Below are 22,873 nucleotides of genomic sequence, written 5' to 3' on the forward strand. Positions count from 1 at the left end.
GCCAGCAAGCCCGCTCCCACATTTGACCCAGTTCTTCCAGAAAGAATACGATCCAATGTGGGAGCGGGCTTGCTCGCGAAGGCGGCCTCAAGAGCCCTACAAATTTACTTTTTGGACGCGACCATCGCCATGAACGCTGGCATCGCCGCTTCCTTGTCCGCCGCAATCCGCTGCACGTTCGGATTGTCTCCCAAGCGTTCCAGCAGCGCCTTGGCAGCCGGCAGCTCAGCCAGCAGATCGATACCAAAAAGCTTCTTGGCAACCCCACAAGCCAACGGCACGCTGTACAGGAAATACAGATCCGCCACGCTCAGTGTTTCACCGGCCACGTAGGGACTGAATTTTCCGTGCCGGCCTAGCGCCGCAATACCCTGCAACAGTTCAATCTTGGTTTTTTCCTTGATCGCATCCGGCACGCTCGCGCCGAAAAATGCCTCGGGGTAGCAAGCCCTTCCCGGCAGCTCGATGTACAACTCGATCTCCTTGGCCAGCGCCAGCACCTGCGCTCGCTCGAACGGATCGCTCGGCAGCAGGGGCATGCCTTTCTGGCTCTGCTCGATGTACTCCAGAATCACGCTGGTTTCATTGATGAAACCCTGCTCTGTACGCAGCACCGGGACTTTTCCGCGCGGGCTGATGGCCAGCGCTTCCGGGCTGGTGCCCGCGTAAAACGGCACTTCTTCGAATGGCAGTCCTTTCTCCAGCAGCGCCAGCTTGACCATGTTGTAGTAGTTGCTGACGGAAAAACCATAAAGCTTGAGCATCACAGAGCCTCCAGGCCGTGCGGGGTGGGCAGTGCCTGTTTATAGAACGCCCGAGGCTTTCTTGCCAGCAGCATCACGCTGCTGAATGCGGGTAAACTGGCGACCTTTCCCTGAGGAGCCTGCCATGAGCGAGCCAATCGATATCGATAACGACGAAGAAGAATTTGCCGAAACCACGCTGATCGAAGCCATCGAGAACCAGATCGAAAGCGATAACCCGCCAGCGGCCAAGGCAACGTTCAACAAGCTGACCCTGGTGGGTTACGAGCGTGACGAAATCCTCAACCTGATGGCCCACGTGCTGGCGGTGGAAATCGACGCAATCCTCGAAGAAGACCGCGCGTTCAATACCGAATGGTACGAAGCCGCGCTGCGGGCGCTGCCAGAGTTGCCGCCAGAAAAGAAATAACGCGTCGCCGTGACTGGACATACCGCACGAGTGGGATCACCTTAGGGGCGCTGTCGCCAAATTCCTAGAAAGTCTGGAGTCCTTATGTCGCTTACCCCTGAGTTGGTTGCCGAACTGGAAGTCCTCGCACTCTTCAACCTGGACAGTTCCCAGGAAGGTTTGAAAATTCATCAGACCGCTGCCCCGAAACACGTTGCCGCCGCCAAACGCCTGTTTGAGAAAGAACTGATCGACCAGCCTGATGGCGGTTATCTGACCAGCCTGGGCCGTGACGCCGCGCAAAATGTGCAAACCGTACTGACTATTCTGAGCGTTCAGGAAACAGCCTGAAATCCATCGCATGCCCACGGAAACCCCTGCCACGGGATTTCCGCGGGCGCATTCAGCTGCCTGGCGTCGCCCTGCGATAGAAATCTGACGCCAGAAATACAAAATCAGCTTAAAAGTCCCGGGGCCGAGGCGCTAAACTGCCCCTCATCCCGAGAGCCTCCACGTCCGAGCCCTGCGAGCCGGTTTGAGCTGACATGACCCGCACCCATGAAATCCGCCCCGATCTGGACGAGGGAATCGACCGCAAGGTTCTCAGCCAGCTGCGCGCACGCTTCCTCAAGCTCAACGAGGGGCGCATGGCGCGTGCCATGGAAGGGTTGTCGACGCGCCAGCAAGGGGTGTTGAACCTCCTTCCGCTGTTCTTCCACGTCAATCATCCGCTACTGCCGGGTTACGTCTCGGGCAGCACGCCCGCCGGGCTGTCGAATTTCGAGCCGGATGCCAGCGTCCTCGCCGAAGCCCAGCGCCTGACCCGTTCCTTTTCCTATAAGCCGCGCCACGGCAGCAATCCACCCCGACCGATTCATGGCCTGTTCCTGATGGGCAGCCTCGGTACCCTGGCCCAGGCTGAGCAGAGCGATATGGACGTGTGGGTCTGCCACAGTCCGGATCTGAGCGAAAACGAACTCACCGAGTTGCGCAGGAAATGCCAACTGCTGGAAACCTGGGCTGCCAGCCAGGGCGCCGAGGCGCACTTCTTCCTGATCGACCCCGTCCGTTTCGTACGCGGTGAGCGCGACAGCCAGCTGAGCTCCGAAGACTGCGGTACCACCCAGCATTACCTGCTGCTGGACGAGTTTTATCGCACCGCGATCTGGCTGGCCGGGCGCACGCCCATTTGGTGGCTGGTGCCGGTGTACGAGGAAGCCAACTATGACCGCTACACCCATGCGCTGACGTCCAAGCGCTTCATCCGCGCAGACGAAACCCTGGACCTGGGCCATCTGGCCTACATTCCGCCCGGGGAATTCATTGGGGCCGGGCTCTGGCAGTTGTTCAAGGGCATCGAGTCGCCGTACAAATCGGTGCTCAAACTCCTGCTGACCGAGGTGTACGCCAGCGAACACCCCAGGGTCCAATGCCTGAGCCTGCGCTTCAAGCAGGCGGTGTTCGCCAACCGGCTCGACCTCGATGAGCTGGACCCCTATGTCGTGGTCTATCGGCGCATCGCCGAATACCTCATCGCCCGCAATGAACCGGAACGCCTGGAGCTGGTGCGCCGGGCGCTGTACCTGAAGGTCAATCGCAAGCTCACCGGCAACGGCGGGCGCACCCAGGGCTGGCAACGCTCGCTGCTGGAGCGCCTGACCCACGAATGGCAATGGGACCATCGCCAGTTGGCCCTGCTCGACAGCCGCAGCCAGTGGAAAGTCCGGCAGGTCAGCTCGGAGCGCCGGGCGCTGGTCAACGAACTGAATTTCAGCTATCGCTTCCTGACCCGGTTCGCCCGCCAGGAACACACCATCAGCCTGATCAACAAGCGCGACCTCAGCGTGCTGGGCCGACGCCTGTACGCGGCGTTCGAGCGCAAGGCGGACAAGGTCGAGTTCATCAACCCGGGCATCGCCCCGGACCTGGCCGAAGACACCCTGACGCTGGTGTACGCGCCCAGCAGGAAAGAACCGAAACAAAGCCAGTGGGGCTTATACAACGGTAGCCTGACCGTGCTCGAGTGGGAACATTTCGCCCCAATCAAGCGCAGCCGCCATCTGCTCGAGCTGCTCGCCTGGTGCCACCGCAACGGCGTGATCGACAGCAGCACCCGCCTGGCCTTGCACCCGGGCAGCAGCGACCTGAGCGAATTCGAGCTGTTCAACCTGCTGGGCAGCCTGCAACAGAGCATTCCCCTGCCGCTGCCTACCGTCGCTGAAGAGCCGCTGCTGCACGCCAGCGTGCCCAGCGAGGTGCTGATCCTGGTCAACGTCGGCATCGATCCGCTCAAGCACCACCGCGAACTGAACATCCTGATGACCACCGAGCGCACCGACTCCCTGAGCTACGCAGGTGTCAGGGAAAACCTGGTGCTGACCCTGGACCAGGTCACGCTCAACAGCTGGAACGAAGTGCTGGTCAGCCGTTACGACGGCCCACATGCCCTGCTCGATTGCCTGCGCGACTATCTCAACAGCCTGCCCGGCGGGGCGCAGCAGCCCAGGTTGCGAGTGCGCTGTTTCTGCCACAACCGCGCGCAATTCATCGCCCAGCGCATCGAAGACATCTTCGACATCGCGCAGAACCTGCTGCTGAGCAAACTCAATCACCGCTACCTGATCCAGGTCCAGCAGCATTACCACGTGCTGGAGCTGATACCCGGCCAGGTCAAGCACATCGCGCTGGCCTCCCTGCCGGCCCTGCTCGATTACCTCGGTGAAGAACGGGCGAGTTACAGCCCGCTGCACCTGGACCCGATGGCATTGGACGACCACGACCTGGCGCTTCTCCTGCCCATGGGCCGACCGGACTGCATCCAGGTGTTCTACCGGGTCAACGAAGCGCAGGCCGACCTCTACGTGCTCGATGAATTCAACGCCTTGTGGCAGCAGCGCCTGCCGTGGCATGACGAACAAAGCCTGCTGGTGCCGCTGCAGCGTTTCCTGCATTCGATCCAGTACCGGCGGGACGCTGCGCTGCCGATGGACGGGGCACAGCCTGCGAACCTGGACACCCTGTATTACCAACTGCTGCCTTCAGGTGCAGGCAAGGCGCGGCGGATCGAAGCCCGATCGGCACCGCAAACCCCGGCCGACAAACCCTTCTATGACGTACAGGCGATCGTCGGCAAAGCCGCACCGGGCAAGGTGCGGGTCACGTTGTATTGCAATCAGCGGGAGTTTTCCGAGCTGGAACATGGCGACCAGCTGTTCAGCGTGGTCGCTCGGGAAATCTTTGAACAACGCCGCGAGACCGAACGCTACCGCTGCTACATCACCGATCTGGACCTTTCGGGCCTGCTCGGTGATGGTCAGGGGTCAAGCCATCTGTATCTGCGCTACAAGGCCGACCTGGAGCGCGCATTGAACGAGGCGCTCGGGCAGGTCTGAGAGGACGTCACTCGGGGAAGGCGCCGCCGTTGGCTGGCTGCGATTCGACTTCAAGCAGGGTCAGTTTCAAGGTCTTGCCACCCGGCGCCGGCCAGTCGATGTGTTGACCGACCTTGAGCCCCAGCAGCGCACTGCCGACGGGCGCCAGGATGGAAATCTTGCCCTCGTCGGCATTGGCATCCTTCGGATACACCAGCGTGAGGTGATAGTCCTTGCCACTGCCTTCTTCGCGGCAGTGCACACGGGAATTCATGGTCACGACATCGGCGGGCACTTCATCGTGGCCGACCAGTGTATCGGCGCGATCCAGTTCGGTTTGCAGCGCGATAACGCCCGGCAGCGTTTCGTCCAGGCTGTCGATCAGGCGCTCCAGACGTTGTACGTCCAGACGGGTAAGGGTGATGGAAGGTGCGGTCATGATCAGGGCAGACTCCTTTCTTCTGCACGAAAAAAGCAAAACCCCGCCAGAAAAAGGCGGGGTTTTCACAAGCCTCGATGGGTTGAGGCGTACCCGGACACTATCACAGCTCAAAAAATATACAAGCCGCCACCGGCGTACGGCGATGTGCCCCTACCGGGGACCGGCGCCGGTCTTGCGCTGGGAGGCTTGGGTGCAGATGACCCGCCGACGTTCGTCATCCGCCGAGCGCCATTCGCGGATGTCTTCGACATGGCGGAAACACCCGAGACAGACCTTCTGCTCATCCAGCCGGCACACGCCGCTGCACGGCGAAGGGACGGCCGGGCTGACGTTGCTGTACAGCGGCTTGGGTGGCCGCACGGGGACTGGCTGGGTCACGGCGTTACAGGCCTTCGAAATCGAGTTCGATGCCGGCCTGCTGCTCGACGATGCGCTCGAGCATTTCACCCAGCTGCTCTTCGCTCTTGTCGCACATCCAGCGCTCGCTCTCTTCGTCGTAGTCGAAGTGAAAGCCCCCGGACACGGCTGCCAGCCACAGCTGACGCAGCGGTTCCTGGCGACTGAAGATCAGCTGGCTACCGTTTTCAAACTTGACGGTCAGCACACCGGCCGAGCTCTCCAGATCGATATCCAGGTCACTCTCGTCAAAAATATCCTCCAGCGTCTGCTGGGTGGCATCGACCAGATCGTGGAAACGGGCTTCGGACAAACTCATTACGGCAACCTCAAAAAGTGTCTGATCAGGCTCAAGCGCCGCAAGATACGGACGAGCCCCGCTGATTGCAAAGGATAACGATCATGCGCCCATATAGGTACATCAAACGCTGTACCTGTGGGAGCGGGCTTGCTCGCGAAGAGGCCGGCACATTCAACATCTTCGTTGCCTGAACCACCGCTTTCGCGAGCAAGCCCGCTCCCACAGGGTTCGATGTGTATGCGGCAAGGCCCGCCGGACGGGAGCCCCGTCGCATAGGCAAGCTGCCGGGTGGCCGGTATACTCTGGCGCAATTAATGCATTTTCAAGGATTTCGCCATGAAGCGCCTGATCTCTTCCCTTGCTGCGCTCCTCGCGGTTGCCTGCCTGGTGTCGGCCTGCGGTCAAAAAGGCCCGCTGTACCTGCCCGATGAGGACCAGGACCCGGCAGAGCAGGCTCAGTCCTCGCAAAAGCAGCCGTCCAAATCGCACAAGCACGACGTCTACCAATAATAAGGGAACATCATGGACGCTTTTAACTACCGTGACGGTGAACTGTTCGCGGAAGGTGTTGCCCTGTCTGCTATCGCCGATCGCTTTGGTACACCGACCTACGTTTACTCGCGCGCGCACATCGAAGCCCAATACCTGGCGTATGCCGATGCCCTGGCCGGCATGCCTCACCTGGTCTGCTTTGCGGTCAAGGCCAACTCCAACCTGGGTGTACTGAATGTCCTGGCGCGTCTTGGCGCCGGTTTCGACATCGTCTCCCGTGGCGAACTGGAACGCGTACTGGCCGCCGGTGGCAGCGCCGACAAGATCGTGTTCTCCGGCGTCGGCAAGACCCGTGACGACATGCGTCGCGCCCTGGAAGTCGGCGTGCACTGCTTCAACGTCGAATCCACCGACGAGCTTGAACGCCTGCAAGTGGTGGCCGCCGAGCTGGGTGTTCGTGCGCCGATCTCGCTGCGCGTGAACCCGGACGTCGATGCCGGTACTCACCCGTACATCTCCACCGGTCTCAAAGAGAACAAGTTCGGCATCGCCATCGCGGACGCCGAAGACGTGTACGTGCGTGCCGCGCAGCTGCCGAACCTGGAAGTGGTCGGCGTCGATTGCCATATCGGCTCGCAACTGACCACCCTGCCGCCGTTCATCGATGCCCTCGATCGCCTGCTGGGCCTGGTCGACCGCCTCGGCGATTGCGGCATCTACCTGCGCCACATCGACCTCGGTGGTGGCCTGGGCGTACGTTATCGCGACGAAGAACCGCCATTGGCTGGCGACTACATCAAGGCCGTACGCGAGCGTCTCGACGGTCGCGACCTGGCGCTGGTGTTCGAGCCGGGCCGCTTCATCGTCGCCAATGCCGGCGTGCTGCTGACCCAGGTCGAGTACCTCAAGCACACCGAGCACAAGGATTTCGCCATCGTCGACGCGGCCATGAACGACCTGATCCGCCCGGCGCTGTACCAGGCCTGGATGGACGTCACCGCCGTGCGCCCGCGCAACAGCGCAGCGCGCGCCTACGACATCGTCGGCCCGATCTGCGAGACCGGCGACTTCCTGGCCAAGGATCGTGAGCTGGCCCTGGAAGAAGGTGATCTGCTGGCCGTGCATTCGGCCGGAGCCTATGGGTTTGTCATGAGCTCCAACTACAACACCCGCGGCCGCGCCGCCGAAGTGTTGGTGGACGGTGACCAGGCATTTGAAGTGCGTCGCCGTGAGACGGTAGCCGAGTTGTTCGCTGGCGAAAGCCTGCTGCCGGAGTAAAACCATGCTGCTGCGTTTTACCAAGATGCACGGCCTGGGCAATGACTTCATGGTCCTCGACCTGGTCAGCCAGCACGCGCATATTCTGCCCAAGCATGCCAAGCAATGGGGCGATCGACACACCGGCATCGGTTTCGACCAGTTGCTGATCGTCGAAGCCCCGAGCAACCCGGACGTGGACTTCCGCTATCGGATCTTCAACTCCGACGGCTCCGAAGTGGAACAGTGCGGCAACGGTGCACGCTGTTTCGCCCGCTTTGTGCTCGACAAGCGCCTGACCGCGAAACGGCAGATCCGTGTCGAAACCAAGAGCGGCATCATCGAGCTCGATGTTCGCAGCGACGGCCAGATCAGTGTCAACATGGGCGCTCCACGCCTGGTGCCGGCCGACATTCCGTTCCAGGCGCCAGAGCAGGCCCTGAACTATCAGGTCGACGTCGATGGCACGCCGGTCGAGCTGGCCGCCGTGTCCATGGGCAACCCCCATGCCGTGGTGCGGGTCAGCGATATCAACAACGCACCGGTGCATGAACTGGGGCCGAAGATCGAACATCACCCGCGCTTCCCGGCACGGGTCAATGTCGGTTTTCTCCAGGTCATCGACCGGAGCCGCGCGCAGTTGCGCGTCTGGGAACGCGGGGCCGGGGAAACCCAGGCCTGCGGGACCGGCGCCTGTGCCGCCGCCGTCGCCGCGATCAGCCAGGGGTGGATGGATTCGCCACTGCTGATCGACCTGCCTGGCGGGCGCCTGTCCATTGAATGGGCAGGCCCTGGCCAACCGGTCATGATGACCGGCCCGGCAGTGCGCGTTTATGAAGGACAAGTGCGTCTTTGAGTGAGCCACAACCATGACCGATAAGCCCCAGGTTCCCGCCCTACAGCCCGACGAATCAGCGTCCGAAAGCCTGGAGGCGGCGGCGATTGCCGCGTACCTGGAGGCTCATCCGGACTTCTTCGTCGAGCACGAAGACTTGCTTGCGTCCTTGCGCATCCCCCACCGACGCGGCGATACCGTATCGCTGGTGGAGCGGCAGATGACCATCCTGCGCGACCGCAACATCGAATTGCGCCATCGCCTGTCGCACTTGATGGACGTGGCGCGCGACAATGACCGCCTGTTCGACAAGACCCGCCGACTGATCCTCGCCCTGCTCGATGCCACCAGCCTGGAAGACGTGGTGATCTGCGTCGAAGACAGCTTGCGCCAGGACTTCCAGGTCCCCTTCGTCAGCCTCATCCTGCTCGGCGACAACGCCATGCCGGTGGGTCGCTGGGTGACCCACGCCGACGCCCAGGTGGCCATTGGCGGCTTGCTGCTGGAAGACAAAAGCGTCAGCGGCAGCCTGCGCGAGCACGAGCTGGACTTCCTGTTCGGCGAAGAACAGCGCAAGCAGATCGGCTCCACCGCCGTCGTCGCCATCAGCCATCAAGGCATTCACGGCATCCTGGCCATCGCCAGCCGCGACCCGCAGCACTACAAGAGCTCGGTGGGCACGCTGTTCCTGAGCTACATCGCCGAAGTCATGGGCCGCGTGCTGCCACGGTTCAACAGCTCCCTGCGCTCGGTACGCTGATATGGAACGGCAACTGGACGCTTACTGCGAACACCTGCGCAGTGAGCGGCAGGTGTCGCCACATACACTCTCGGCCTACCGCCGCGACCTCGACAAAGTGCTCGGCTGGTGCGCCAAACAGAACATCGACAGCTGGGCCGCGCTGGACATCCAGCGTCTGCGTAGCCTGGTCGCGCGCCTGCACTCACAAGGTCAGTCGTCCCGCAGCCTGGCGCGACTGCTGTCGGCGGTACGTGGGCTCTATCACTACCTGAACCGCGAAGGCCTCTGCGACCACGATCCGGCCAATGGCCTGGCACCGCCCAAAGGCGAGCGCCGCCTGCCGAAGACCCTCGACACCGACCGTGCCCTGCAACTGCTGGAAGGTGGCGTGGAAGACGACTTTCTGGCGCGTCGGGACCAGGCGATTCTCGAACTGTTCTACTCCTCCGGGTTGCGCCTGTCGGAGCTGACCGGGCTCAATCTCGATCAGCTGGACCTGGCGGACGGCATGGTCCAGGTGCATGGCAAGGGCAGCAAGACCCGCCTGCTGCCAGTCGGCAAAAAAGCCCGCGAGGCGCTGGAAGAGTGGCTGCCACTGCGGGCCATGGCCAATCCGGCGGACGATGCGGTGTTTGTCAGCCAGCAAGGCCGGCGCCTGGGACCGCGGGCGATCCAGCTGCGGGTCAAGGCTGCGGGCGAACGCGAACTGGGACAAAACCTGCACCCGCACATGTTGCGACATTCTTTCGCCAGCCACCTGCTGGAGTCCTCCCAGGACCTGCGGGCGGTGCAGGAACTGCTCGGCCACTCGGACATCAAGACCACGCAGATCTACACCCATCTGGATTTCCAACACCTGGCCACCGTCTACGACAGCGCCCACCCACGGGCCAAACGCATGAAAGGCGACGATTAATGACCCTCCAACTGATCACTTTCGACCTCGATGACACCCTGTGGGACACCGCCCCGGTGATCGTCAGCGCCGAAGCCGTATTGCGTGAATGGCTGACTGAACATGCACCCAACCTGGGCGCGGTGCCGGTAGAGCATTTGTGGGCCATTCGCGAGCGCATCCTGAGCATTGAACCGGCGCTCAAACACCGCATCAGTGCCTTGCGTCGTCGCGTGTTGTTTCAAGCGCTGGAAGAAGCCGGTTATGCCCACGTCGAAGCGTCGGACTTGGCCGACCAGAGTTTCGAAGTGTTTTTGCATGCCCGGCATCAGCTGGAGATCTTCCCGGAGGTGCAACCGACCCTCCAGGCACTGGCCAATCATTACACCCTCGGCGTGGTCACCAACGGCAACGCCGATGTGCGGCGGTTGGGGCTGGCGGACTACTTCAAGTTTGCGTTGTGCGCCGAAGACATCGGCATCGCCAAACCCGATGCGCGACTGTTCCATGAGGCATTGCAGCGCGGTGGTGCAACCGCTGAGACGGCGGTGCATATCGGCGATCATCCAGGCGATGACATTGCCGGCGCCCAGCAGGCAGGGCTGCGGGCGATCTGGTTCAACCCGGCGGGCAAAATCTGGGAAGCAGAGCGCTTGCCGGATGCCGAGATTCGCAGCCTGACCGAATTGCCGGGGTTGTTGGCGCAGTGGAATGGCCTGACGCCGAACCTGTAGGAGCTGGCTTGCCAGCGAAGGCGGCCTCAAGGATCACACAAGATTCAAGGGCCCCTTCGCCGGCAAGCCGGCTCCTACAGGATCTGCGCACGATTTTGAGCCACCCATGAAAAAGCCCGCAGCGACGGCGGGCTTTTTCAGCAAGCGCGTAGCAGCCTCAGATAGGCCGGCTACCGTACTTGTTGTCAGGCTTCTTGGGCGGATCGGCGACCACATTGGCCTCCACTTCCTGCACCTTGCCGCCACGAGCCAGGAATTCTTCCATGGCCTTGGCCAGGGCGTCACGTTCCTTGTTCTTGGCCTCGACACTCGGCAGCTCATCGACCGATACCGCTGCCTTGGCTTTGCCTTTGGCGGTCGGAACGGGGGCATCACCGCCGTCGTCTTCAGCGACGTCTTCCGCCGCTGCTTCCAGACCTTCTTCGGTTTCGTCGTCGTCGCCTACTTCGAGGTCGTCGTTTTCCAGATCATCGTCGCTCATGTTCTACCTCATGACTTGCGAAAAGCAGATTAGTTATAGCCCAGCTTTGCCCTCTGTCGAAGGCTGCCGGAAAAAAATCAACAGCCGCTGCTGACCAGCGGTTATGCCCCTTCACCATGCACGGTGGCGAGGACTTTACGAGCACCGCCATGATCACGGTGCTCGCCCAGATAAACGCCTTGCCAGGTGCCTAACGCCAGTCGGCCCGCCGAAATCGGCAAACTGAGCTGACAGCCAAGCACGCTGGCCTTGAAGTGCGCCGGGAGGTCGTCCAGGCCTTCGTCGTTATGCTCATAGCCGTCTGTTCCTTGTGGGATCAGACGATTGAAAAATCGTTCGAAGTCGCGACGTACCGCCGGATCGGCGTTTTCGTTGATGGTCAACGACGCCGAGGTATGCTGCAGCCACAAGTGCAACAGACCGACCCGACACGCCTTGAGTTCAGGCAAGCCGGCGAGTAACTCGTCCGTTACCAGATGAAAGCCCCGCGGCCTCGCCCGCAGGGTAATCAGAGTCTGTTGCCACATACAGTTCTCCGCACGTTCGGGGCGCATTCTAGCGCGCTCTGGGAAAAAACAAAGGCCCTAATATTCCTTCATTTCTGTAAGCCTTCGACCGTACAAATACACCCGGCGCAAACATCGTAAAACCTGTAGGAAAAAACCTTTCAGCTCTCCCTTCAATGACAAATCCCGGACAAAAAAATGCCCGGCAAGCCGGGCAATTTTTTTCATGCGCGTGCTTACAAGTTGTAGCCGCGTTCGTTGTGAAGCGCCAGATCGATGCCGACCGCCTCTTCTTCTTCGGTGATCCGCAGGCCCATGACGGCGTCCAGGACCTTGAGGATGATGAAGGTGACGATTGCGGTGTAGATCACCGTGAAGCCCACGCCTTTGCACTGAATCCACACTTGCGCGGCGATGTCGGTCACGGTGCCAAAGCCACCCAGGGACGGTGCAGCGAAGACACCGGTGAGGATCGCGCCGAGAATACCGCCGATACCGTGTACGCCGAAGGCATCCAGGGAATCGTCATAGCCGAGTTTGCGTTTGAGCGTAGTCGCGCAGAAGAAGCACACCACGCCTGCAGCCAGGCCGATCACCAGAGCGCCCATCGGGCCTACGGTGCCAGCGGCCGGGGTAATGGCTACCAGGCCGGCGACCACACCCGAGGCGATGCCCAGTGCGCTTGGTTTGCCGTGGGTGACCCACTCGGCGAACATCCAGCCCAGTGCCGCAGCGGCGGTCGCGATCTGGGTGACCAGCATCGCCATGCCGGCCGTGCCGTTGGCCGCCGCAGCGGAACCGGCGTTGAAACCGAACCAGCCAACCCACAGCATGGCCGCGCCCATCAGCGTGTAACCAAGGTTGTGCGGCGCCATCGGGGTGGTCGGGAAGCCTTTACGCTTGCCCAGCACCAGGCAGGCAATCAGACCGGCCACGCCGGCGTTGATGTGCACCACGGTGCCGCCGGCGAAGTCCAGTACGCCCCAGTCCCACATCAGGCCGCCGTTGCCGGACCAGACCATGTGCGCGATCGGTGCATACACCAGGGTGAACCAGATGCCCATGAAGATCAGCATCGCGGAGAACTTCATGCGCTCGGCGAAGGCACCGACGATCAGCGCCGGGGTGATGATCGCGAACGTCATCTGGAAGGTGATGAACACCGCCTCGGGGAATAGCGCTGCCGGGCCGGTCAGGCTGGATGGCGTGACACCGGCGAGGAAGGCCTTGCCCATGCCACCGAAGAACGAGTTGAAGTTGACGACGCCCTGTTCCATACCGGTGGTGTCGAACGCGATGCTGTAGCCATAGATGACCCACAGGACGCTGATCAGGCCGGTAATGGCGAAGCACTGCATCATCACGGAAAGAATGTTTTTGGAGCGAACCATGCCGCCGTAGAACAGCGCGAGGCCGGGAATGGTCATGAACAGCACGAGGGCTGTCGAGGTCAACATCCAGGCGGTGTCGCCGGAGTTGAGGACTGGGGCCGCCACTTCGTCTGCCGCCAAAGCAAGGCTGGGCATTACGATGGACAACAGGGCTCCTAGCCCTGCGAATTTACGCAGAGTCATTTTGTTTTCTCCTGGGGCGTTGGGTTTGTGGCGGCTTAGATTGCGTCGGTATCGGTTTCGCCGGTACGGATGCGAATCGCCTGTTCCAGATTGACCACGAAGATCTTGCCGTCACCGATCTTGCCGGTGTTGGCCGCCTTGGTTATCGCCTCGATAACCCGGTCGAGATCCTTGTCGTCAATGGCGACATCAATCTTCACCTTTGGCAGGAAATCGACCACGTATTCCGCGCCGCGATACAGCTCGGTGTGACCCTTCTGCCGACCGAAGCCTTTGACTTCAGTAACGGTAATGCCCTGCACGCCGATCTCGGACAACGACTCGCGCACGTCGTCCAACTTGAACGGCTTGATGATGGCAGTGACTAGCTTCATGAAAACTCTCTCCCGAATTTGGTGGACTTGCCCCAGGAAAACAAACCCGTCTCAAGTCTAAGCGCAGTGCCTGGCTTTGTAACGCATCGTCGGCCTTACCTGCCCGTCCGACGCCAGTTAACCGCTCCTTGCGAAACACTCCCCGCGTTTCGCCTGGCGCACTGCATTCGTCACAGCGACTGCATCAGTGCATGGGTCATCAGCATCTAAGCAGAAAGCTTGCCATCTCCACAAAACACATTGATTTCAAGCCTTTGCCAACAGATCGCGACTACTTCACGACAACACCCAACGGGTTACGCACAACAACGGTGCGATGCCGTCCGTCCGCATGCGCGAAAAGCGTGCATCCCTTGCCTGCGGAATTGACTATAGACACTGCGTGATACACTGCCCGCCATTGCTACCAGGACATTCCCCCATGCTCGCGCCCAAAGACTTCCTCGACGCCCTGACAGGCACCGCCTCCCGCCTCTTCAGCGGCGATACGCCACTGCCGAAAAGCGAAATCGAAAGCCAGTTCAAGGCTCTGTTGCAGAGCGGGTTCAGCAAGCTGGATCTGGTGAGTCGTGAAGAGTTCGATAGCCAGATGGTGGTGTTGGCGCGCACGCGGGCGCGGCTGGAGGCGCTAGAGGCGAAGGTTGCGGAAATGGAAGCGAAGCTCACTCCACCAACCGAGTAAACACCGCGATCCCTGTAGGAGCTGCCGAAGGCTGCGATCTTTTGATGTTCCGGGGGTGTACGGGATTTTGTGTAAACGGCGTTGCTGTTAATCCTGCACAAGCCTGTCTTCGAACTGGATACTGAACCTGTTTAACGCTCCCGCCCAGTCTCTGATTGGCATTGTCCACTTCTTGCTGATGTTGTTCAGCGCGAGATAAAAGAGCTTCATGACCGCATCGTCTGTCGGGAATGAGGCTCTGCTTTTAGTGACTTTGCGCAAGCTCATGTTGATCGATTCGATGGCGTTGGTGGTGTAAATCACCGTCCGTATCTCAGGCGGGTAATCGAACAACGGTATGACCCTCGCCCAGTTCTTGCGCCAGGATTGGCTGATCAGAGGGTATCGATCATCCCATTTGGCCTCGAAATCGGTCAGCTTCTGCTCGGCCATCTCGACGGTTGTTGACCGGTAGATAAGCTTGAGATCAGCAGCCGCTTCACGCTGATATTTCCACGATACAAACTTCAAGCTATTGCGAACCATGTGCACGATGCACAGTTGAACCGAAGCTTGCGGATAGACCACTTCGATGGCTTCAGGGAAGCCCTTGAGCCCATCTACACAGGCAATGAAAATGTCTTTTACCCCGCGGGTTCTAAGCTCTGTAACGACTTGCAGCCAGAACTTGGCACCTTCCGTCTGCGCGATCCACAGCCCTAACACCTCTTTGTGGCCGTCCATGTTGACGCCAATGGCCAGGTAAACCGCTTTGGTTCTGACCGCGCCGCTATCACGCACTTTGACGTGTATGCAGTCGAGGTAGAGGATCGGATAGAGCTCATCCAGAGGGCGCGACTGCCAGACCTTGACCTCCTCACTGACCGCATCGGTAATCGCCGAGATGAGGCTTGGAGAGACCTCAGTGCCGTACATTTCCTCCAGGTGCCCTTGGATTTCCCGAACAGTCATGCCACGGGCGTACAGTGAAATCACCTTGTCATCAAAGCCGGTCCAGCGCGTCTGGTGCTTGGATATCAGCTGAGGCTCGAACATGCCCTGGCGGTCACGGGGAATCTCCAGCGGTAGCTCGCCAAAGTCGCCCTTGAGCGTCTTGCCGCTATGGCCGTTGCGTGCATTTCCTTCGGCATTGGTCACCGCTGCGCTTTTGTCATGACCCAGGTGTTCGGTCATTTCAGCTTCCAGGGCCCGTTCGACGAGCATCTTGGTGAGCTGTTTGAGCAGACCGTTTTCGCCGATCAGATCCTCTGGCTTTCGGTAATTGGCCAACAGGCTATCGGCCAGTTTTACCAACTCAGGATCGGGTTTGACTCGCTTGGTGCGCTTAGGCTCGGTCATTTGAAACTCCTTGGGGTAGGCAGTGTGCGCCTAATGACCGTTTACACAAACCTCAGTACACCCTCGATGTTCCGCCCTTCCACCATCTCGGCAACGTCCTACAAAACATCACACCGCCGTCCGATTGCGTCGCCCATAAGCCAGTCTCTAAGCTCATCCCCTGCTGAATGTTCAGCACTGGGTTTGGCGACCCGGATGCTTAAGGCGTGCGACGACCATCCGAAGGCGGGATTCACTCCGCCACATCGAGTCATGGCGGTTGTGCGTGGGAGACCTTCGGGTCTGCCGGGTTCCTTTTGCTCCGGTTCGCCAACCCGCGTACAACTGCCACCCAATTGTTTGGCGACAATTGCCGGCAGCCCTTAAGCAAAAGGAGCTGTATCAATGAATCGAGATGATGCTTACCTGATTCCACACGTCTTCACCCGCCACAAACTCCACCTCCACGCCCTACTCCTGCAAAATCAACCCTGGTTCAGCGCCCGCGACCTCGGCCGTTTACTACGTATCTACCTAAACGACCGCCAACTCCGAAAACTCGATCCCGACCAATACCAAGCCACCAAAACCCTCATCTACGGCCGCATCGAAAACACCCTGCTGATCAGCGAATCCGGCGTCTACGCGCTCCTCGTCTATCACCATTGCCCCGAGTACCGAGCCCTGCGTGAATGGCTCACCCACGAAGTCGTTCCCACTCTGCGAGACGCCCAACACCCCACCACAATCGAACGCCCGCAACTAAGCCTCATCAACTGGCCGGACATGTCATTGAGCTTGTTGCACTGGAACAACCAGCCGTGGATTCGCTTGCAGGATGTGCCGCAGATGATTACAGAGCAGGAGCAGGCAAGAAGTCCGGTGACCCCGTGGTGGAAGCGGGCTTCACGAGTGTTGCAGTCGCTTTGAATAATCCCCAGATACAGGAGGTGTCCATGATTCACAAAAAGCGAAAAGCCAGGCTGTTACTCATCGTTCAATATCATGCTGAAGCGCTTCGGCTGGCTGGCAATATTTCAGCCAATCAACAACGATTCCTTGATGTTGCTGCCTCCCACGGTAAAGACCTTGAACCTGCGGGCCTGCTTGCTGGCAAAAGAGCCTGACCCTGTCGACAGACGAACTGCCTGCATGGCGGTTTTTTTGTGAGTCAGCACGCTCCAGGATGACTCGCAACATCCAGCGAAAATTCAACTTCTCTACCCCAACGCGAAACCCTCATCTTCTGTCTACCCTTGAAAAACCCGCAGGAAGCGGCCTCCGTCATTTCAAGGAACGACCATGTCCCTCTCCATTGTCCACAGCCGCGCCCAAATTGGCGTGGATGCGCCCGCTGTCACCGTTGAAGTCCATCTGGCCAATGGTTTGCCATCGCTGACCATGGTCGGCCTGCCCGAGGCGGCGGTGAAGGAAAGCAAGGACCGGGTGCGCAGTGCGATCATCAATTCGGGGCTGCAGTTTCCGCCACGGCGCATCACCCTGAATCTGGCGCCGGCGGATCTGCCCAAGGACGGTGGGCGCTTCGATCTGGCGATTGCCTTGGGAATTCTCTCGGCCAGTGTGCAGGTGCCGACGCTGACGCTCGATGATGTGGAGTGCCTGGGGGAGCTGGCGCTGTCGGGCGCGGTCCGGGCCGTACGCGGGGTATTGCCGGCGGCGTTGGCGGCGCGCAAGGCCGGGCGTTCGCTGGTGGTGCCGCGGGCCAATGCCGAGGAAGCGTGCCTGGCGTCGGGCTTGAAAGTGATTGCGGTGGATCATTTGCTGGAGGCTGTCGCGCATTTCAATGGGCATACGCCGATTGAGCCTTATGTTTCCAATGGCTTGCTCTACGCCAGCAAACCCTATCCCGATCTGAATGAGGTGCAGGGGCAGCTTGCGGCCAAACGGGCGCTGTTGCTTGCCGCGGCGGGCGCGCACAACCTGTTGCTCAGCGGGCCGCCGGGGACGGGCAAGACACTCCTGGCGAGCCGTCTGCCCGGACTCCTGCCGCCGCTGTCCGAAAGCGAGGCGCTGGAGGTGGCGGCCATTCAATCGGTCACCAGTTGCGTACCGCTGAGCCATTGGCCGCATCGGCCGTTTCGCCAGCCCCACCACTCTGCCTCAGGCCCTGCACTGGTGGGCGGCGGTTCGAAACCGCAGCCGGGCGAAATCACCCTCGCCCACCACGGCGTCTTGTTCCTTGATGAGCTTCCGGAGTTTGAACGCAGGGTGCTGGAGGTCCTGAGGGAGCCGCTGGAATCCGGCTACATCGTGATCTCCCGGGCGAAGGATCGCGTGCGGTTTCCGGCGCGGTTCCAGTTAGTGGCGGCGATGAATCCGTGTCCCTGTGGATATCTTGGCGAACCCACGGGCCGCTGCTCCTGCACCCCGGACATGGTGCAACGCTACCGCAACAAGCTGTCGGGCCCGTTGCTGGATCGGATCGACCTGCACCTGACCGTGGCACGGGAGGCCACGGCGCTCAATCCTCCCGTGAAACCTGGAGAGGACAGCGCCAGCGCTGCATTGATAGTGGCCGAGGCACGCGAGCGCCAACAGACGCGTCAGGGCTGTGCCAATGCCTTTCTCGATCTGCCAGGGCTGCGCAAGCACTGCAAGTTATCCACAGTCGATGAAAACTGGCTGGAAACCGCGTGTGAACGGCTGAACCTCTCCCTGCGTTCAGCGCACCGGCTGCTCAAGGTTGCGCGGACGTTGGCGGATCTTGAGCAGGTCGACAACATCAGCCGCGAGCATCTGGCCGAGGCGTTGCAGTATCGGCCAGCAACGCAGTAACGACTCAGCTCAGGTGCACGACATCCGGCAGCTCCATGGCCCCGACCTCCCCTTGCAGGAAGTCACTGAGCCGACGCATGCGCTCGCCACCCGGACGGGTTTTCGGCCACACAAGGTAATACTTCTCGCCGCTGGCGACTGCAGTGGGCCAAGGCAGGCTCAAGCGACCTTGCGCGACATCCTCCGCCACCATCAGCAGATCACCCATCGACACGCCGTACCCCCGGGCGGCCGCGATCATGCCCAGTTCAAGGGTGTCGAAGACCTGCCCGCCCTTGAGCGACACCTGCTCGGCCAGGCCCATGCGTTCCAGCCAATTGCGCCAGTCGCGTCGGTCGGGCGTAGGGTGCAGCAGCTCGGTATTGATCAGACGCTCAACATCCCAAGGTTGATCATTAAGCAGGTTGGGCGCCCCCACCGGGATCAGTTCCTCGGGAAAGAGATAGCTCGCCTCCCAGTCCGCCGGGAAATGCCCGTTGCTCAACAACACCGCACAGTCGAACGGCTCATCATTGAAGTCCACCGAATCGACGTCCATCCAGGCGCTGGTCAACTGCACCTCGTTCCCCGGCTGCAAATGGCGGAAGCGACTGAGTCGCGCCAACAACCAGCGCATGGTCAGGGTCGACGGGGCTTTCATGCGCAGGATGTCGTCTTCCGCGCGCAAGGTGTTGCAAGCCCGTTCCAGGGCGGTGAAGCCTTCGCGAATGCCCGGCAGCAGCAAGCGCGCCGATTCGGTCAACTGCAGGTTGCGGCCACTGCGATGAAACAAGCGGCAGGCAAAATGCTCTTCGAGCGTACGAATATGCCGACTGACTGCACTTTGGGTGATCGACAGTTCTTCCGCAGCCCGGGTAAACGACGTGTGTCGTGCCGCCGCTTCGAATGCGCGCAGGGCATAAAGAGGAGGAAGACGACGCGACATCAGGAAAGCTCCTACAGCGGTTTTGGATACCCTAGCAGAAACTATTCAGCATGAGTTTGAATCATGTTACCCATCCTTTTTATCCCTTTGTGCAAACGCCGCAGAGCGCCGAGAATCGACGCTTTCCTGTTCTCTTTGATAACCGAGCGTGATGACCATGCAGCATCCAGCGCGTATTGAACTCTGGGCCATCCTGCGGCTGGCGGGGCCGTTGATTGCCTCGCAGTTGGCGCACATGCTGATGGTCCTCACCGACACCCTGATGATGGCGCGCCTGAGCCCCGAGGCTCTGGCCGGTGGCGGGCTCGGCGCGGCGACCTATTCGTTCGTGTCGATTTTCTGCATCGGTGTCATCGCGGCGGTTGGCACCCTGGTGGCGATCCGTCAGGGAGCGGGCGATATCCTCGGCGCAGCCCGGCTGACCCAGGCCGGCTTGTGGCTGGCATGGTTGATGGCGCTGGGCGCCGGCCTTCTGCTGTGGAACCTGAAACCGGTACTGCTGCTGTTCGGCCAGACCGAAAGCAACGTCCAGGCGGCCGGACAATTCCTGATCTTCCTGCCCTTTGCCCTGCCCGGCTACCTGAGCTTCATGGCCTTGCGCGGTTTCACCAGCGCCATCGGCCGGGCAACACCGGTGATGGTCATCAGCCTGGGCGGCACCGTGGCCAACTTCCTGCTGAACTACGCACTGATCACCGGCATGTTCGGCCTGCCGAAACTGGGGCTGATGGGCATTGGCCTGGTCACGGCGATTGTCGCCAACCTGATGGCCCTGGCGCTGGCGTGGCACATTCGCCGGCACCCGGCCTACGATGCCTATCCACTGCGTCAGGGCTTGTCGCGGCTCAACCGCCAGTACCTGAAGGAACTGTGGCGCCTGGGCCTGCCGATTGGTGGCACCTACGCCGTGGAGGTCGGGCTGTTTGCCTTCGCCGCCTTGTGCATGGGCACCATGGGCAGCACGCAACTGGGCGCGCACCAGATCGCCCTGCAGATCGTGTCGGTGGCATTCATGGTGCCTGCGGGGATTTCCTACGCGATCACCATGCGCATCGGTCAGCATTACGGCGCCGGGCAGTTACTGGACGCGCGGCTGGCCGGAAGGGTCGGTCTGGCTTTCGGCGCGGCGGCGATGCTGTGTTTTGCGATGGTCTTCTGGCTGTTGCCGAATCAGTTGGTCGGGCTGTTTCTCGATCACAACGACCCGGCGTTTCGCGACGTCATCGACCTGGCCGTGAGCCTGCTGGCCGTGGCGGCGTGGTTCGAGCTGTTCGACGGCACGCAAACCATCGCCATGGGCTGCATTCGCGGGCTCAAGGATGCCAAGACCACCTTCCTCGTGGGCCTGGGCTGTTATTGGCTGATTGGCGCCCCGGCGGCATGGTGGATGGCGTTCCATTTGCAATGGGGGCCAACGGGCGTGTGGTGGGGCCTGGCGCTGGGATTGGCCTGCGCAGCGGTGAGCCTGACGCTGGCGTTTGAGTGGAAGATGAAGCGGATGATTCGGCGAGAGCCGTCGCAAGAGCGCTTCGACGCCATCCAGGCCGAATGAGATCCCTGTAGGAGCTGGCTTGCCAGCGAAGGCGGTGGGTCAGTCGACAAATGTGTTGAATGACAAACCGTCTTCGCTGGCAAGCCAGCTCCTACAGTTTTGCATTGGTGTTTAAATCACGATTTCCAGCGGCACCTGCTGGCTGCTGTCAAAGGTCAGGTATTGCACCAGCTCCGCCAACGGCAACGGCTTGCTGATCAGATACCCCTGCACCTGATCGCAATCGAACCCGCGCAACAATTCCAGTTGCTCCGGCGTTTCCACGCCTTCGGCGACGACTTCCAGTTTGAGGTTGTGCGCCAGGTTGATCATCGCGTGCACCAGTTGGCGGTTTTCTTCGCGCTGTTCCATGCCGCCGACAAAGCTCTTGTCGATCTTCAGCAGCGTGATCGGCAGGCTGTTGAGGTGCACGAACGAGGAAAAGCCGGTGCCGAAGTCGTCGAGGGAGAAGCGCACGCCCAGGCGCCCAAGGGCGTCCATGGTTTGCTTGACCAGGTCGCTGCGGCGCATGACCGCGGTTTCGGTCAGCTCGAACTCCAGCCACTGCGCCTCGACTCCGCGCTCGGCAATCAGCCGGCTCAGGGTCGAGAGCAGCTGGCTGTCCTGGAACTGCCGGAACGACAGGTTGATCGCCATGTGCAACGGCGGCAAACCCAGCTCAAGCAGCGCCTGCATATCGCGCAACGCCCGGGAAATGACCCAGTAGCCCAGCGGTACGATCAAACCGCTCTGTTCGGCCAGCGGCACGAATTCGCTCGGTGGCAGCAAGCCGCGCTCGGCATGACGCCAGCGCACCAGGGCTTCGAGACCGACGATTTGCCCGTCCTCAAGGTTCATTCGGGGCTGGTAATGCAGCTCCAGCTCATCACGGCGCAAGGCCCGGCGTAGCTCGGTTTCGAGGTCGGCGATGCTGCGGGCGTTGCGGTTGATGCGCTCGTTGAAAATATGAAAAGTGCAGCCCTGGGTGCTCTTGGCCTGTTGCATGGCGATATGCGCGTGCCACATCAGGGGGTCGGCGCCAGCCTGTGCCCGTGCATGGGCAATGCCCAGGCTGGAGCCGATCAGCAGGCTTTCGCCGTCGATCCAGTAAGGCTCGGCCAACGCTTCAGTGATGCGTTCGGCCATCCATTCGGCGCGCTGAGGAGCGCGTCGGGTGTCGATCAGCAAGGCGAACTCATCGCTGCCCAGTCGCGCCAGTTGATCACCGGCTTCAAGCTGGCCTTTGAGCCGCGCGACCACCTGCAGGATCAGGCGATCACCGGCCTGATGGCCGAGGGCATCGTTGGCGTAACGGAAGTTGTCGAGGTCCAGGTGACCGAGGGCCAGGCCGCGACCATCGTTTTCCGCCAGCCGCGCCGTCAGCAAGGTCTGGAAACCCTGGCGGTTGGCGATGCCAGTCAGCGGATCCTGCTCGGCCAGGCGCTGCAGGGTGGTTTCCAGTACGCCGCGCTCACGCACATGGCGCAGGCAACGGCGCAGCATGCCCGGGTCGAGATGGTCGCGTACCAGCCAGTCACTTACACCGTCGGGCGGGGTCAGGGGCTCATGCTCGAGCAGCAATACCGTCGGCAAGCAGCAACGACCGGCCGCCGGCTGGAGGGCCGGGATCGTCAACAACACCGCGCTGCGGTTGTCATCGAACAGACTGCTGACCGATTCCCAGCTCGGCGCACTGATGAGCACGGCCGAGCTCCCCATCGGAGCCAGACACTCGCGCAACAACGCTGCCCACGCTGGCTCTTCGGCCAGTAGCAGCAAACGCAAGGGTTCGACAGGCGTAGACAAGCTAGCTCCCTAGACTCTGCATGGATGTAGGCGACCGCATTATGCCGCGCCAATCCCTAATGACCAATGGACATGGCCTTCAAACGAGGCCTTTGTATCAGGAAATTACCAACATTAGACGCGAATTCGTTGCGCATCCTGCGTGAAAGTAACAAAACCGGCAAATACAGATCGCGTTGTACGTCACAAGTCGGACAGAGCAGCACAATTCGCTGAGCCTGTTAAAATGCCGGCCCATTTCGTGACTGACTCCTGAATTTACCT

25 protein-coding genes are annotated in these 22,873 nt (G+C 60.9%); 14 read left to right on the plus strand and 11 right to left on the minus strand.

What is annotated here, in order from left to right; translation table 11 throughout:
* Window positions 1-104 precede the first annotated feature (104 nt).
* Window positions 105-764 (minus strand): glutathione S-transferase, encoded by a 660-nt coding sequence (locus DKB71_RS32240; protein ID WP_408599304.1) that lies wholly within the window; start codon window positions 762-764, stop codon window positions 105-107.
* Between the two features lie 124 nt (window positions 765-888).
* On the opposite strand from DKB71_RS32240, the gene DKB71_RS32245 reads away from it, so the two are divergent.
* The 3 genes from DKB71_RS32245 to DKB71_RS32255 all read left to right on the plus strand — a co-directional run bounded on the left by DKB71_RS32245 (window position 889) and on the right by DKB71_RS32255 (window position 4,544).
* Complete coding sequence (locus DKB71_RS32245; protein ID WP_274073689.1) at window positions 889-1,173, plus strand: hypothetical protein; 285 nt, start codon at window positions 889-891, stop codon at window positions 1,171-1,173.
* An 84-nt stretch (window positions 1,174-1,257) separates the two neighbouring features.
* A complete protein-coding gene (locus tag DKB71_RS32250; RefSeq protein ID WP_274073690.1) occupies window positions 1,258-1,503 on the plus strand; it encodes a TIGR02647 family protein in 246 nt (81 codons plus the stop codon).
* Window positions 1,504-1,697: 194 nt separating this feature from the next.
* Window positions 1,698-4,544, plus strand: coding sequence for a class I adenylate cyclase (locus DKB71_RS32255; RefSeq protein WP_408599305.1), 2,847 nt, complete (start codon window positions 1,698-1,700; stop codon window positions 4,542-4,544).
* A 7-nt stretch (window positions 4,545-4,551) separates the two neighbouring features.
* Here DKB71_RS32255 and rnk read toward each other — a convergent pair whose 3' ends face one another.
* From rnk to cyaY, 3 genes are all read right to left on the minus strand, one after another.
* The gene (gene rnk, locus DKB71_RS32260) at window positions 4,552-4,962 is read right to left on the minus strand and encodes a nucleoside diphosphate kinase regulator (RefSeq protein ID WP_274073692.1); all 411 of its coding nucleotides are present in this window, start codon (window positions 4,960-4,962) and stop codon (window positions 4,552-4,554) included.
* 153 nt (window positions 4,963-5,115) lie between these two features.
* Entirely contained in the window at window positions 5,116-5,343 is a 228-nt protein-coding gene (locus tag DKB71_RS32265; protein ID WP_323607184.1) for a DUF1289 domain-containing protein, read from the minus strand.
* A gap of 4 nt (window positions 5,344-5,347) precedes the next feature.
* Window positions 5,348-5,680: an iron donor protein CyaY gene (gene cyaY / locus DKB71_RS32270; RefSeq protein WP_274073694.1), complete on the minus strand. Its 333-nt coding sequence runs from the start codon at window positions 5,678-5,680 to the stop codon at window positions 5,348-5,350.
* A 318-nt stretch (window positions 5,681-5,998) separates the two neighbouring features.
* Between cyaY and lptM the strand changes: the two genes are divergently transcribed.
* From lptM to DKB71_RS32300, 6 genes are read left to right on the plus strand one after another with little or no spacing between them, the layout of a single operon-like run.
* Entirely contained in the window at window positions 5,999-6,172 is a 174-nt protein-coding gene (gene lptM, locus DKB71_RS32275) for an LPS translocon maturation chaperone LptM (protein WP_137807209.1), read from the plus strand.
* A gap of 12 nt (window positions 6,173-6,184) precedes the next feature.
* Window positions 6,185-7,432, plus strand: a complete 1,248-nt coding sequence (gene lysA / locus DKB71_RS32280; protein WP_274073695.1) for a diaminopimelate decarboxylase — start codon at window positions 6,185-6,187, stop codon at window positions 7,430-7,432.
* Between the two features lie 4 nt (window positions 7,433-7,436).
* Window positions 7,437-8,267, plus strand: coding sequence for a diaminopimelate epimerase (dapF, locus tag DKB71_RS32285; RefSeq protein ID WP_323607182.1), 831 nt, complete (start codon window positions 7,437-7,439; stop codon window positions 8,265-8,267).
* A 13-nt stretch (window positions 8,268-8,280) separates the two neighbouring features.
* Entirely contained in the window at window positions 8,281-9,006 is a 726-nt protein-coding gene (locus DKB71_RS32290; RefSeq protein ID WP_408599306.1) for a DUF484 family protein, read from the plus strand.
* A gap of 1 nt (window position 9,007) precedes the next feature.
* Window positions 9,008-9,904, plus strand: a complete 897-nt coding sequence (xerC, locus tag DKB71_RS32295) for a tyrosine recombinase XerC (protein ID WP_274073698.1) — start codon at window positions 9,008-9,010, stop codon at window positions 9,902-9,904.
* The gene (locus DKB71_RS32300) at window positions 9,904-10,617 is read left to right on the plus strand and encodes an HAD-IA family hydrolase (protein WP_323625714.1); all 714 of its coding nucleotides are present in this window, start codon (window positions 9,904-9,906) and stop codon (window positions 10,615-10,617) included. The genes xerC and DKB71_RS32300 overlap by 1 nt, the downstream gene beginning before the upstream one ends.
* A gap of 157 nt (window positions 10,618-10,774) precedes the next feature.
* Here DKB71_RS32300 and sutA read toward each other — a convergent pair whose 3' ends face one another.
* The 4 genes from sutA to glnK form a co-directional block, all read right to left on the minus strand.
* Complete coding sequence (gene sutA, locus DKB71_RS32305) at window positions 10,775-11,098, minus strand: transcriptional regulator SutA (protein ID WP_007980816.1); 324 nt, start codon at window positions 11,096-11,098, stop codon at window positions 10,775-10,777.
* A gap of 101 nt (window positions 11,099-11,199) precedes the next feature.
* Window positions 11,200-11,625 (minus strand): secondary thiamine-phosphate synthase enzyme YjbQ, encoded by a 426-nt coding sequence (locus DKB71_RS32310; RefSeq protein WP_007989493.1) that lies wholly within the window; start codon window positions 11,623-11,625, stop codon window positions 11,200-11,202.
* 215 nt (window positions 11,626-11,840) lie between these two features.
* Window positions 11,841-13,178 (minus strand): ammonium transporter, encoded by a 1,338-nt coding sequence (locus DKB71_RS32315; RefSeq protein WP_046818496.1) that lies wholly within the window; start codon window positions 13,176-13,178, stop codon window positions 11,841-11,843.
* 35 nt (window positions 13,179-13,213) lie between these two features.
* Window positions 13,214-13,552, minus strand: a complete 339-nt coding sequence (glnK, locus tag DKB71_RS32320; protein WP_002555808.1) for a P-II family nitrogen regulator — start codon at window positions 13,550-13,552, stop codon at window positions 13,214-13,216.
* Window positions 13,553-13,973: 421 nt separating this feature from the next.
* Between glnK and DKB71_RS32325 the strand changes: the two genes are divergently transcribed.
* Entirely contained in the window at window positions 13,974-14,234 is a 261-nt protein-coding gene (locus tag DKB71_RS32325) for an accessory factor UbiK family protein (RefSeq protein ID WP_274073700.1), read from the plus strand.
* Window positions 14,235-14,321: 87 nt separating this feature from the next.
* Here DKB71_RS32325 and DKB71_RS32330 read toward each other — a convergent pair whose 3' ends face one another.
* Window positions 14,322-15,572 carry an IS256 family transposase gene (locus tag DKB71_RS32330; protein ID WP_408597974.1) on the minus strand — a complete coding sequence of 417 codons (1,251 nt, stop codon included), beginning with the start codon at window positions 15,570-15,572 and terminating at the stop codon, window positions 14,322-14,324.
* A gap of 384 nt (window positions 15,573-15,956) precedes the next feature.
* Between DKB71_RS32330 and DKB71_RS32335 the strand changes: the two genes are divergently transcribed.
* The 3 genes from DKB71_RS32335 (at window position 15,957) to DKB71_RS32345 (ending at window position 18,347) form a co-directional block, all read left to right on the plus strand.
* Window positions 15,957-16,481 carry a Bro-N domain-containing protein gene (locus tag DKB71_RS32335; RefSeq protein WP_408599307.1) on the plus strand — a complete coding sequence of 175 codons (525 nt, stop codon included), beginning with the start codon at window positions 15,957-15,959 and terminating at the stop codon, window positions 16,479-16,481.
* A gap of 26 nt (window positions 16,482-16,507) precedes the next feature.
* Window positions 16,508-16,678 (plus strand): hypothetical protein, encoded by a 171-nt coding sequence (locus DKB71_RS32340; protein WP_408599308.1) that lies wholly within the window; start codon window positions 16,508-16,510, stop codon window positions 16,676-16,678.
* A gap of 175 nt (window positions 16,679-16,853) precedes the next feature.
* Window positions 16,854-18,347 (plus strand): YifB family Mg chelatase-like AAA ATPase, encoded by a 1,494-nt coding sequence (locus tag DKB71_RS32345; protein ID WP_408599309.1) that lies wholly within the window; start codon window positions 16,854-16,856, stop codon window positions 18,345-18,347.
* Between the two features lie 4 nt (window positions 18,348-18,351).
* Here DKB71_RS32345 and DKB71_RS32350 read toward each other — a convergent pair whose 3' ends face one another.
* The gene (locus tag DKB71_RS32350) at window positions 18,352-19,272 is read right to left on the minus strand and encodes a LysR substrate-binding domain-containing protein (RefSeq protein WP_408599310.1); all 921 of its coding nucleotides are present in this window, start codon (window positions 19,270-19,272) and stop codon (window positions 18,352-18,354) included.
* A 157-nt stretch (window positions 19,273-19,429) separates the two neighbouring features.
* Here DKB71_RS32350 and DKB71_RS32355 point away from each other — a divergent pair, with 157 nt between their 5' ends.
* The gene (locus DKB71_RS32355) at window positions 19,430-20,824 is read left to right on the plus strand and encodes a NorM family multidrug efflux MATE transporter (RefSeq protein ID WP_408601180.1); all 1,395 of its coding nucleotides are present in this window, start codon (window positions 19,430-19,432) and stop codon (window positions 20,822-20,824) included.
* 111 nt (window positions 20,825-20,935) lie between these two features.
* On the opposite strand, the gene DKB71_RS32360 is transcribed toward DKB71_RS32355, so the two are convergent.
* The gene (locus DKB71_RS32360; RefSeq protein ID WP_408599311.1) at window positions 20,936-22,609 is read right to left on the minus strand and encodes a putative bifunctional diguanylate cyclase/phosphodiesterase; all 1,674 of its coding nucleotides are present in this window, start codon (window positions 22,607-22,609) and stop codon (window positions 20,936-20,938) included.
* Between the last annotated feature and the right edge of the window lie 264 nt (window positions 22,610-22,873).

It is taken from the genome of Pseudomonas sp. PLMAX, assembly GCF_046042685.1.
GTDB lineage: Bacteria > Pseudomonadota > Gammaproteobacteria > Pseudomonadales > Pseudomonadaceae > Aquipseudomonas > Aquipseudomonas putida_AE.